A 12,831-nucleotide genomic window follows, 5' to 3' on the forward strand; every position below is an offset into this window, starting at 1 on the left:
TGTCTTTTCAGGTGCTACTGCTGGGTTCTTTTCAGCGTCTGTTTTAGTTACTGGATTATTTTTTGCATTTACTTTCGCTTCTTCTGATACTTCTGTACCTTTTTGAGCTACAGCTTTTACTTCACTTCCATCTTTAACTTGATTTGCAGGAATTGTTACAACGCCTGTAGTTGGATCTATTGTTATAGATTTGTCAGTTCCATCTGGCAATTTCCAAACTCCATCATCGCCCTTTGTTGCTACAAGAGTTCCTTCATGATCCTTTTCATCAGTATATGTGATTTGAACAACATCAACGTCTTTATCAGTTGGTGGTGTTACTGTTACAGATCCATCATCATTTGCTTTTAGAGTTGGAGCCTCTGGTTTAACTACTGGAGCTTTTTCCTTTACAGTTGTATTTTCTGTAGCTGGTTTTTTATCTTTTTCAGTTTGTTTTACAACTATTTTTTGGCCTTTTTTAAGAGTTTTTCCATCCGGAACCTTTACAGACCAAGTTCCGTCGTCATTTACTTTAGTTTTTAAAATTAAATCTTTGCCTCTCATTACAACAATATCTGATCCAGCTTCACCTTTACCAGAAATTATTTTATCGCCTTCAGTTACATCATCGATTACTGGTTTTGCTGAAGTTTCTTCGTTTTTCTTAGTAGCTGTTGCTGTAATTGTTGCATTGCCTTTAGTTATAGCTGTTCCTGGTTTTGTTGACCATGTTGGATTTTCATATCCGTCTTTTGCTGTTACTGTTGGATATTTGTCGGCTGTAAGAACTGTGCCTTCTTTTACATCATAAACCTTAGCTCCTTGAAGAGGATCTACTCCTTCGCCAGCTTCAAATGTTACTCTTACATATCCTTCTGGTGTTGGCTTATCTTCATTGCCTGTTCTATCTATGATGTCCTCTAATGCTGCTACTGTTACATTTGCTTTAACTTCGTCTGTTGAACCGTCTTTATAAGTTACAACTACAGGAATTTTTACATCTTGTCCCGCTTTATCTTCTGTTGGTGTGTATGTTATTTTGCCTGTTTCTGGATTGATTTCTGCACCTTTTGGAGCATCTTTGCCTAGAGCAAATTTTGTTCCTTCTGGTTTTGTTGTATCTTGTCCTTTATCGTCTGTGAAGTTTGGTGCTGTAATTGTAGTTGGTTTTCCAACTTGTGCATCGGCACCTGTGTATTCTGGTTGTACTTTTTCTGCAGTTTTTACTTCTTGAACTTCTTTAATTGAAAGTGGAACTCTATCAACGTGTCCTTTTTTGATTAATACTTCTTCGCCTTTTTCATTTACTTTATAAATATCATAAGTTACTTCTACATTTGGATCATCTTGTGTTGCTTGAACTTTTGCTTTTGGTGTTCCTGTAATTTGATCTCCTGTAATTGTTAGACCACCAATAGCTTTTCCATCTATAAATTTAGCTGATACATTTTTAAATACATATCCATCAATTTGTTTAGGTTCTACTTTTTTATTATATTCTTTACCTACATTACCATCTGCCAAAGGAGAATCTGTAACTGTGTAAGTGTAGAACCTTGATGCTGTTATATCCCCTGATTCATCTGGAACTACTGTGATAACTTCAACTTGGAATTTACCACTTTCTTTTGCTACTCCTTTAATATCTCCTGTTGCAGGATCTATTTCAAGACCTTCTGGAAGTCCCTTAGCAGAATAAGTTGCATCTTTTATAGGATTTGGATTTTTATATTCGAATTCATCATACATTGAAGTAATCTTCTTTGTATCTTCAACTACCACTGTAAATGAATCTTGAGCTAGCAATTCTGCATTTTTACCTGCGCTATCTACCCTATATAGCTTAGCTGTATAATTAGTTGTCTTTGTTACTTTGCTTGTGTCAAAGTCTGCTGATTCTAGTGAACCTGTGCTTGATGGTTTTTGAACTGATGATCGTTGAACTTCATTTCCATCTTCGTCATACCAAACTATTCTAAAGTTCTCACTTGCTTCTCCATTGTATGGTAGGCCTTCTGTTGATGTTTTAGCAACATCTCCCACTTTTGCAGTGTTCTTGCCTGAGTCATAATTTGTTATATTAAATTTAACTTCTGATGGAGCAAGCGCAAAGTCTGCACGTAAAATTTGTGGTACAGCATTAGTTACACCAACTCCAAATCCAGTTCCAGACCAACCACTATTGATACCAAATACATTACTCATTTGTGTATATTGATTATTATTATATGGTGTCATAACACGGAGATGGTCAGCATTTTCTACAGATACAAATAACCAGTCATAGTTTACGTGTTTTACTTGGTTTGTTGCGGCTCCTGCAAAATTAAATTTTCCATTTTTTGCTGTGTCTGCAACAGTTCCAAGTCTGTCAATTTGTTCTTGAGTCCATTTATTAAATATATTACCACTAGAAGCATCACCTACTTTGTAATCATAGGTTTTAAGCCCTGCATCTCTATTCTTTAGATTTCCCCAAGTTCCCTTAAATTGGATAATATACTTTCCATCAGCATTTGTTTTTGCAGATACTGTTTCAGCTATCCACTTGTCTGGATCTTTTTTAACTTGTTCTTTTATCCAATCTTGTAATTTCTTTTCTTGCTCAGCTGTCCAGCCAGATCCACGAATATCTGAAGGTTTCGCAACTCCCATATAAACCGCAGTAGAATCGCTATAAATTTGTTTTAGTGCATAATCTGATAGATAAGAAGCTTTTACTGTTACATCTTTAGCTGGAGTATCTGTATCAGCTACTGTATTCCATTGAATTCCACCAATACCTGATTTGTAATCCCAACCAACTTTACCTGTAAGATATCCACCATCATGTTGGATTTCTGTTGGTGTAGGTTTTTTATGCATTTGTTCAAGTGGTTTTTGCATTAATAATATTTTCCAATTACCATGAATATTTCTTGCAGTGTTTGATCCTGAACCACCTTGTGTTATTGGTAAACCCTGATCAGGGAATATTACAGATTCACCTGTTATATATTGAAGTTGGTATCCTTCTGGAATAGTTGACTCATCAATCCAGAATCTATATCTTTCATTACCAGCAGATACTGTTGTATCTGCATCAAATCTAATTAAGTTTCCATCTTCGGCTATATATGATTTTATTCCCATGTGTAATTGACCATCTGCTCCTGATGTAGCTGTATAAACTGGTGATGAATATTCTTTTCCATTTGACCATTTTTCAAACCATTGGAAATAAGCCTTGATACCTTTAATTGGCTTAAATTGATTATCACTTGCCTTAGATAGGTTTGCATCAATATTAAGTCCATTAACCACGCCAACATAAGCATGCACAGCATTATTTGCATCAGCATCTGTAGTTGTATCTTCTGGTGGAGCTGCATCTCTAACTCCAGTACTTGGATTTTCTGGAGCTTTCACTGCTTGTTTTTCTACTTTTTCAGAAAACTCTAAATCCTGTGCTTCTTCTATTGCTTCAACAGCTTTAACATTAACTTTGATTTGTATTTCTTTTACAGATCCATCAGCAAATGTTATTTTTGCACTTGTAGTGTTTTCTCCAGCTTCTTTTGTATCAACTGGTGTAACTACATCAAGTTTTGCATCTTGTGGGAGATTGGTTACAGCTTCTTTGTAATCAATTTCTGCTCCTTCTTCTACTTCTATAGTTTCTAATTTTTCTACAAAAGTATCAGCTTGTTTTGCAACAACTTCTTCTTTTGTTTCTTCTGTTTTAATTTCTTCATTTGCTACTGGTGTAGCTTCTTCAACTGGACTTTCTTCTGGCGTATTTGTCTCTGTAGCTACTGTTTCATTTTCACTAGCTTCAGCAGCCTTAGAAGATCCCGGAGCAATTATTAATGAGAATCCTAGCATACATGAAACTAATCCAATGGATAGTTTTCTTGTACCATACTTAGGAGTTTTCTCTTGACTTAATTCTTTTTTCTTTTCGATGATTTCAGTCATCTTTTTCGAATTGTTCATGAATTTCTTATCCTTTCATTAATGTGTTTTGTTAAAGTGTTAATACGGAAATATGATAATTTATGCAACACATTTGCAAGATATTTTTTTGTACATCACTTTAAACTAGAATTTTTTATATTGATTATTATATCATTTTCAATAAAAAAATCCACTTATTTTTTTATAATATCCTTATAGAAAATATTCATAAAAATCCATTTTAAAATTTATAAATATTTTTTCAATCTATTTTTTAAGTAAATATATTTAAAATTATTTCCTATTTTATCAGTATTTTGATTTTTATTATCAAATTTTTGTGAATATTGATGAATTATTATTAGCAAAAAGAGATTTTTTTAGAAATATTTGGAAATAAAAATAAAGAATTCGAAATTTAAAGATTTTGAAAATTTTTGAATATTTAAATAAAAAAATAAGATAGCCAAGTCGTGAAAAAATCTGAAAAAAATAAAAAATCACAACTTGCCTACTTGCTTAAAATATTTGAAAAATGAGTTGTGATTTTTTCTACTATACCAGAAAAATAGAAAAAATAAAAGACCACATCAAAGTGGCCTTAGATTGTAGACAAAGTTAGTTTAGTGATTCATTATTAATTTGAAAATAAAAATACGCTACACCCCATTTTTTTCTTTGTAATTCTATATTTGTTTTATTGTCCAAGTTTTATTATTTTTATATTTTTAATCTTTATCCTAGTTTTTCTTCTTGATTTTCTTATTGAAATATATTTTATCTTCTACAATATTTTTTTAAGAAATTGTCCTGTGTAGGATTTTTTGCATTTTGCTATTTCTTCTGGTGTGCCTGTTTTTACTAATTCTCCTCCACCATCTCCGCCTTCTGGCCCTAGGTCTATGATGTAATCTGCTACTTTTATTACGTCAAGATTGTGTTCTATCACTACTACTGTATTATTTTGGTCGACTAATCTGTTTAAAACTTCTATTAATTTATGAACGTCTGCCATGTGAAGACCTGTTGTTGGTTCGTCTAAAATATATAGGGTTTGACCTGTGGATCTTTTTGCAAGTTCGCTTGCAAGTTTTACTCTTTGGGCTTCTCCTCCCGAAAGTTCTGTTGATGGTTGACCGATTTTTATATAGCCTAGTCCTACGTCATAAAGGGTTTGTAATTTTTTTACTATTGATGGATGATTTTCGAAAAATTTTAGGGCTTCTTCTACTGTCATATCCAAAACTTCGGATATATTTTTCCCCTTGTATTTTACTTCCAAGGTTTCTCTATTGTATCTTTGTCCGTGGCAAACTTCGCATGGAACATATACGTCTGGCAAAAACATCATATCTACTTTTATTGTTCCATCGCCATTGCAGGCTTCGCACCTTCCGCCTTTTACGTTAAAGGAAAATCTTCCTTTGTCAAAGCCTTTCATTTTTGCTTCGGTTGTCATGGCAAATACATCTCTAATATTGTCAAATAATTTGGTGTAGGTTGCAGGGTTTGACCTTGGCGTTCTTCCTATTGGGGATTGGTCGATGGAAATAATTTTGTCAATTTGTTCTACTCCTTCAATTGAATCGTGTTTTCCTGGGTGGGTTTTGGATTTATTTAATTTTTTGGTGACTGCCTTGTACAAAATTTCATTTACCAAGGAAGATTTTCCTGATCCTGATACTCCTGTTACTGCTGTAAAGGTTGATAGGGGGAATTTTACATCTATTCCTTTTAAATTATTTTGTCTGGCGTTTTTTACTTCTATATATTTGTCCCAAGTTCTCCTCTCTTTTGGCACTGGAATTTTTTCTTTTCCTGAAAGATAAGCTCCTGTAATTGATTTTTTGCATTTTTTTATGTCGGAAAGTGATCCTTTCGCTACAATCTCTCCACCGTGGACTCCTGCTTTTGGTCCAATATCTACAAGATAGTCTGCAGCTTTCATTGTATCTTCGTCGTGCTCTACAATTATTAGGGTATTTCCAATATCTGTTAAATTTCTAAGTGATTTGATTAATTTGTTATTATCTCTTTGATGAAGTCCTATTGATGGCTCATCCAAAACATAGCAAACTCCAACAAGGCCTGATCCGATTTGGGTTGCAAGTCTTATCCTTTGACTTTCTCCTCCCGAAAGGGTTGAGGCTGCTCTTGAAAGGGAAAGATAACCAAGTCCTACGTCTTGCAAAAATTTAATTCTTGCCTTTATTTCTTTTATAATTAATTCTGCAATTTTTTCTTTCATTGGAGAAAGTTTTAAATTATCAAAAAATTCTATGGTTTTATCGACTGACATATCTGCGATTTCTGAAATTGATTTGCCGTCAACTTTTATTGCAAGAATTTCATCTTTTAATCTTTGCCCATGACAAGTTTTACATTCTTCCTCGCTCATAAAGCCTCTCATTCTTTTCTTTTGAGAATCAGAATTTGTTCTTTCGTACCTGTCTGATAAATTTTTGATTGCTCCTTCAAAATGTCCTGTGTAATTTTTTCTTCCAGAAAAATGGCTGTCAAAGGTAAAAGAAATTTCTTTTTTTGTTCCGTACAAAATTTCATCAATCATTTTTTTTGGAGCATTTTTGATTGGCTCATCAAGGGAAAATTTGTGATTTTTAGCAATAGCCTTAATTATTTCATTATAATAAGTGCCTTTTCCACTTGTAGCATAAGGATCAATTGCTCCTTCATTTATGGATAGATTTTTATCTGGAATTACAAGGTCGGGATCGATTTGCAAATGAAAACCAAGCCCGTTACATTCTGGGCACATTCCTTGAGGAGCGTTGAACGAAAACATATTTGGGGTAATTTCTGGAAGGGAAATATGACCTTCTGGACAGGCAAGTTTTGATGAAAGGATAAAATCATCTCCGTCTATTACATTTATTTCCACAAGTCCATCTGTTAGTTCAAGGGCAGTTTCCAAAGAATCTGCAAGTCTTGATTCAATTTTTTCTTTTATTACAATCCTATCGACTATTATTGATATGTCGTGTTTTTTTGTTTTTGAAAGTTCGATTTCTTCCTCAAGATCATATCTTTCTCCGTCAATCATCACTCTTACATATCCCATTTTTTGGATATTTTCGAGTTTCTTTTTGTGTTGACCTTTTTGGGCTCTTACTACTGGGGCAAGAATTTGGATTCTTGTTTTTTCTTCAAGTTTTAAAATCCTATCAACCATTTGGTCAATGGATTGGGCTTCAATTTTTTTGCCACAAACTGGGCAATAGGCATCTCCAATTCTTGCAAACAAAAGCCTATAATAGTCGTAAATTTCTGTTACAGTTGCAACTGTTGATCTTGGGTTTCTGTTGGTTGTTTTTTGGTCGATTGAAATTGATGGAGAAAGTCCTTCGATTGTATCAACATCTGCCTTGTCCAAATTTCCCAAAAATTGTCTGGCGTATGACGATAAACTTTCTACATATCTTCTTTGACCTTCGGCATAAATTGTGTCAAAAGCCAAGGTGGACTTTCCCGATCCGGAAAGTCCAGTAAATACAATCATTTTATCGCGAGGAAGGGTAAGGTCTACGTTTTTTAAATTATTAGTCCTTGCCCCCTTTATTACTATTTTATTTTCACTCATTTATACCTCCGCAAATTCTCTTTTCATTTTTGCTATTTGGTCACGGATTTGTGCTGCTTTTTCAAAATCTAATTCTTCTGCAGCCTTGTACATTTCTGTTTCCAAATTTATAATTATATTTTCAATTTGTTCTTGTGAGAATTCTTCTTTTACTTCTTCTACATTTTCTGTTGATTTTGTTACTTGAATTATTTCTGCTATATTTTTCTTGATTGTCGTTGGGATTATGCCGTGTTTTTCGTTAAATTCTGTTTGGATTTTTCTTCTTCTTTCGGTTTCGTCAATGGCTTTTTTCATTGATCTTGTAATTTTATCTGCATACATTATTACATGACCTTTTGAATTCCTAGCAGCCCTTCCTATTGTTTGGATAAGGGAAGTTTCACTTCTTAAAAATCCTTCCTTGTCTGCATCCAAAATTGCAATCAAGGAAACTTCTGGTAAATCTAATCCCTCACGAAGAAGATTTATTCCTACCAAAACATCAAATTTTCCAAGTCTTAAATCCCTAATTATTTCACTACGCTCGATTGTTTTTATATCTGAATGGAGATATTTTACCTTAATTCCATTTTCTGATAAATAATCGGTCAAATCTTCTGCCATTCTTTTGGTAAGAGTTGTTACAAGAACTCTTTCATTTTTGTCGATAATTTGATGGATATTTTCTATCAAATCATCAATTTGATTTTCTACCGGTCTTACATCAATCAATGGATCTAAAAGTCCTGTTGGTCTTATGATTTGTTCAACAACTTCTCCTCCCGTTTTTTTCATTTCGTAAGGACCTGGAGTTGCTGAAACGTAAATTGTTTGCTTAATTAATTTTTCAAATTCTGGAAATTTTAAGGGTCTATTGTCAAGGGCTGATGGAAGTCTAAAACCAAAATCTACAAGATTTTGTTTTCTTGACCTATCCCCCTCATACATTCCACCAACTTGAGGAATTGAAACATGGGATTCGTCGACAAAAAGCATAAAATCATCTGGAAAGTAATCTATAAGGGTGTAAGGTCTTGATCCTGGTTCTCTTTGGGACAAATGTCTTGAATAATTTTCTATTCCAGAACAAAAACCAATTTCTTCTAGCATTTCTATATCGTAATTTGTTCTTTGCTCAAGCCTTTGAGCCTCTACTAATTTATTTTCATTTTCAAGTTCAACAAGTCTTTCTTTTAATTCTTCTTTTATAGTTGTAATTGCAGCTGCTGCTTTTTCGGCACTTGTTGCGTAGTGACTTGCAGGATAAATATAGCCGTGTGAAATGTGGCTTGTAACTTTTCCTGTCAAAGAATCAAATTCTGAAATCCTATCAATTTCATCTCCAAAAAATTCTACTCTTATTGCTTTTTCTTCATTTCCTGCTGGGAAAATATCCAAAACATCTCCCCTTCTTCTAAAAGTTCCACGCGAAAAATCAAAATCATTTCTTACAAATTGTCTTTCGATTAATTCTTTCATAACTTCTTCTGGAGAAATTTCTTGGCCTGGTCTTAGGGACAAAACTAATTTTCTATATTCTTCCGGATCTCCCAAGCCGTAAATGCAAGAAACGCTCGCTACAATTATTACATCGCGTCTTTCAAACAAACTCATTGTTGCTGAGTGTCTTAATTTATCAATCTCATCATTGATTGATGAATCTTTTGCAATATATGTGTCAGTTGCCGCAACGTAGGCTTCTGGTTGATAATAATCGTAATACGATACGAAATATTCAACGGCATTGTCCGGGAAAAATTCTTTAAATTCTGTAAATAATTGGTAGGCAAGTGTTTTGTTGTGGGCAAGAACAAGAGTTGGCTTTTGAACTTCTTGAATTATATTTGCCATAGTAAAAGTCTTACCTGAGCCTGTAACCCCTTGGAGAATTTGATGAGCTTTTCCATTTTTTATTCCATCAGCAAGTTTTTTAATTGCATCTGGCTGATCTCCTTTTGGAGTGTAGTCTGATTTTAAAATAAATTTATTTTTTGTCATTTGACACTTCCTTTATGTAAATCATAATTTTTTTCTTTTTAAATCTATTTTCAGTCTTTTCCAATATACACTTTCACTTTTTAAATTCAACTTATTTACTCGGGATTAAAAGCTTTAAATCTTGCCACAAATTCGCCTTTCTGCTATAATTTTTTGTGAATATAAGTATAAAATTTTTAATTTAAAATTTAATTATGAAAGGTTGATATATATGGAAATTTTTAAAAATATGAAAAAGGAAAGAAAAAATGAATTGTTAGTCCTAACAATTTTTGCAATTTTCTTTATATTTGTTACTTATAAATTTAAGCAAAATGGGAAAAATTTTTTCCTTGTTATTAGTTTTCTTGCAATATATCTTGCTGTTGGAGCAGATACTTTTGTAAATGCAATAAATTCAATTTCTAATAAAAAATTTATGGATGAAAATTTCCTTATTACTCTTGCAAGTTTTATTGCGTTTTTTATGGGATTTTTTGTTGATGCTTGTGCCATAATGTTTTTATTTAATTTGGGCAAATTTTTTGAAAATCTTTCAAAAGATATGATAGATGAAAATTTCAAAAAATTATTAGATATTGTCACAAAAACAGTTACAAAAGTTTTGGATGATGGGACTTTGGCAAAAATTTCGATTAAAAAAATAAAAAAAGGCGATATACTTCTTGCAAAAGAGGCAGATATTATCCCTGTTGATTCTGTTGTGATTTCTGGCGAAGGGCTTTTGGATACGTCTTTTTTAAATGGCAAATCTTTGCCAATTGAAATTAAAAAAGGCAGTGAAATTTTATCAACTTCTATGCTAAAAACTGGCGAGATAAAATACAAAGCTGTGAAAGTTTTTGATGAATCTATGGCAGCAAAAATTATGAATTTGATAAAAACATCAAGAAATAAAAAATCTCAAAGTGAAAAATTGATTAAGCAATTTAGCAAAATTTATACGCCATTTCTTGTTGCCATAGCAATCTTTCTTGCTGTAGTTTTCCCTATTTTGGGAGGAGATTTTAGCAAATATTTACAAAAATCTGTAAATTTCTTGATTGTTTCTTGTCCAAAAGTTTTTATACTTGGGATTTCTCTTTCATATATTTCTGGCTTAATTCTTGCAAATAAAAATAAAATCCTTGTAAAAGATATAAAATCTTTTGAAAAGTTGATTGATTGCGATTATTTTTATACAGATATGACAAATACTTTGACTGTTGGGGAATTTGATTTAAAAGAAATTGTTTATTATTCACCTTATAACAAAAATTTGCTTTTGGATTATTTGTATAATTTGGAAAAATTATCGGCTGATCCTATTGCAAAAGCCATAGTCAAAAATCTTAGACGCAGAGATAATTTTTCGTATTTTATAGCAAGTAAAAATATAAATGATATTGACATTTGGGCAAAAACTTATGAAAATGAAGAAATAAAAATAGGCTCAAAAGACTTTGTAAATGTTGAAGATGATTCAAATGAAAAGGCAATTTTTATGTCAATAAATAATATTTTAGTTTGTAAGGTTATTTTGCAAGATTCTGTCAAAGATGATGCTAAGGAAAGCATAGATTATTTAAAAAATGAATTTTCGGATATTGCTGTTTTATCAGATGAAAAAGAAAAAGTTGTTGAAAATCTTGCGAAAAATCTTAGCATTTCTTATGCGGCAGAAATTTCTTCAAATGAAAAAGTCGAACTTATAAAAAATGAGCAAAAAAATAAACACAAAATTATTTATGTTGGAGATGGAATAAAAGAAGGCGAAGTTTTGAAAAATTCTGATATTGGAATTAGCATGGGCCAAAAATCTTCGGATATTGCAATTTATAATTCTGACATAATGATTTCTGATAAATCTTATGGAAAATTAAGAGATTTGATGAAAATCGCAAAAATTGTAGACAAAACCGCCAAAAAAAATCTTATCTTACTTATTTTTACAAGAATTGTGCTTTTGATTTTAACTTTAATTGGATATTGTCCAATGTGGCTTGTAAGCCTTGTTGATGCATTAGTTTTAATTATTTCAATCTTGTCATCAATTAAAATTTTTAATAAAAAAATTTAGCAGGAAGAATTTTTATCTTCCTGCTTATTTTTATATGTTTCTTGTAATTGTAAATTCGTTATTGTTTTCTGTATTTTCTTTTTCAATTTCTTGGTCTATATCTCCTGTTAAATTTAAATAATTATCAGCAAGTCTTGCTGAAACCAGTGGCGAAATTAAAATATAATACAAACCTAAAAGTCCTCCGCCCAATATAATAATTCCAATACCTGATTCAGGACTTCTTGTTCCAACGACAATTCCAACAATTATTCCAAAAATAAGGATAATTGGTAAAACTATATACAACAAATATAAAGAAATAGTTTTGCCAAATAATTTTATTCCAATTGTAAACACACTTTTAAGTGCATCCATAATTGATTGGTCTTTGTTTCTTGGGTCTGAAACTATATGATTTGCGTAGGTTGTAAAAATTGCAAGAATTCCTGTAAGAAGTGTTCCAAGAACAGAAAGTGATAATAAATTTAATTTCTTACTTTCTACATCAAAAACTCTAATTTTTCCAAAAGAAAAAGTTAAAACAATTGTAATAGCTATAAGAATTAAATTTACAATTATTGCTTTTTTATCAAGTCTTTGCAATTGATTTAAATAATCTCCAACACTTCCCTTTCTATTGTTGATTAAACCTGATGCAATTATAAAAGAACCAAGCCAAGTGATAACAGAAGATAAGAAATTATAAATTATACTTTCATCTGCATTGCTACCAAAAATTCTGTTGAGAACAAAAGCAAAAACTGCAACTATAATCTCAACCAAAATAACTGAGCCATAACTATATTCTCTTTTCATAATAATTCCTTTCGTTTTTCCATAAATTTTCTCTTACAAAAATATTTATACCCGCAAATTCGACTTTAAACAAAAATATTATATTTTTTTATATTAAATTAAATATATTATAAGCTCATTAAGGGTATAAAAAAATAGAGGTGATATTATGGAATATAAAATAAATAAAAAAGAAAAACAAGTGCAAGTTTTTGATAAGGAAAATAAGATAGGATTTATAGATATAGTAGAAAAAGAAAATCTAATCGATGCACCACACACAGAGGTTAATGAAGAATATGGCGGTCAAGGAATAGCAGGAAAATTGGTAGACGAATTAGTTCAATATGCAAGAGATGAAAATAAAAAAATAATCCCAACCTGCCCATATATAAAAGATAAATTTGAAAAGGATGAAAAATATAAGGATGTGTATTATAAATAAAAGAGCCGCTAGGATCTCAGACTGTTGACAAACTAAAAATTTACTCATTTCGAC

Annotated in this window: 6 protein-coding genes; 2 read left to right on the forward strand and 4 right to left on the reverse strand. The window is 31.7% G+C overall.

Annotated elements, in window-relative coordinates; all coding sequences use genetic code 11:
• The 3 genes from HMPREF2782_RS08215 to uvrB form a co-directional block, all read right to left on the reverse strand.
• Positions 1–3,957 (reverse strand): Rib/alpha-like domain-containing protein (locus HMPREF2782_RS08215; RefSeq protein ID WP_070642249.1); only part of this gene is annotated, 3,957 nt, incomplete at its 3' end.
• Positions 3,958–4,702: 745 nt separating this feature from the next.
• On the reverse strand, positions 4,703–7,516 hold the full coding sequence (gene uvrA / locus HMPREF2782_RS08220; RefSeq protein WP_070642253.1) for an excinuclease ABC subunit UvrA: 2,814 nt from the start codon (positions 7,514–7,516) through the stop codon (positions 4,703–4,705).
• The gene (gene uvrB / locus HMPREF2782_RS08225) at positions 7,517–9,496 is read right to left on the reverse strand and encodes an excinuclease ABC subunit UvrB (RefSeq protein WP_070642255.1); all 1,980 of its coding nucleotides are present in this window, start codon (positions 9,494–9,496) and stop codon (positions 7,517–7,519) included.
• Between the two features lie 211 nt (positions 9,497–9,707).
• Between uvrB and HMPREF2782_RS08230 the strand changes: the two genes are divergently transcribed.
• Positions 9,708–11,555 (forward strand): heavy metal translocating P-type ATPase, encoded by a 1,848-nt coding sequence (locus HMPREF2782_RS08230; RefSeq protein ID WP_070642258.1) that lies wholly within the window; start codon positions 9,708–9,710, stop codon positions 11,553–11,555.
• A 30-nt stretch (positions 11,556–11,585) separates the two neighbouring features.
• Here HMPREF2782_RS08230 and HMPREF2782_RS08235 read toward each other — a convergent pair whose 3' ends face one another.
• Positions 11,586–12,353: a hypothetical protein gene (locus tag HMPREF2782_RS08235; RefSeq protein ID WP_070642260.1), complete on the reverse strand. Its 768-nt coding sequence runs from the start codon at positions 12,351–12,353 to the stop codon at positions 11,586–11,588.
• A 148-nt stretch (positions 12,354–12,501) separates the two neighbouring features.
• On the opposite strand from HMPREF2782_RS08235, the gene HMPREF2782_RS08240 reads away from it, so the two are divergent.
• A complete protein-coding gene (locus HMPREF2782_RS08240; protein ID WP_070642263.1) occupies positions 12,502–12,777 on the forward strand; it encodes a GNAT family N-acetyltransferase in 276 nt (91 codons plus the stop codon).
• Positions 12,778–12,831 lie beyond the last annotated feature (54 nt).

The organism is Anaerococcus sp. HMSC068A02, assembly GCF_001811125.1.
Classification (GTDB): domain Bacteria; phylum Bacillota; class Clostridia; order Tissierellales; family Peptoniphilaceae; genus Anaerococcus; species Anaerococcus vaginalis_C.

Coding starts and splice junctions, on each gene's coding strand:
- HMPREF2782_RS08240 (WP_070642263.1), top strand. CDS start 12,502: ATGGAATATAAAATAAATAAAAAAGAAAAACAAGTGCAAGTTTTTGAT.
- HMPREF2782_RS08230 (WP_070642258.1), top strand. CDS start 9,708: ATGGAAATTTTTAAAAATATGAAAAAGGAAAGAAAAAATGAATTGTTA.
- HMPREF2782_RS08235 (WP_070642260.1), bottom strand. CDS start 12,353: ATGAAAAGAGAATATAGTTATGGCTCAGTTATTTTGGTTGAGATTATA.
- uvrB (WP_070642255.1), bottom strand. CDS start 9,496: ATGACAAAAAATAAATTTATTTTAAAATCAGACTACACTCCAAAAGGA.
- uvrA (WP_070642253.1), bottom strand. CDS start 7,516: ATGAGTGAAAATAAAATAGTAATAAAGGGGGCAAGGACTAATAATTTA.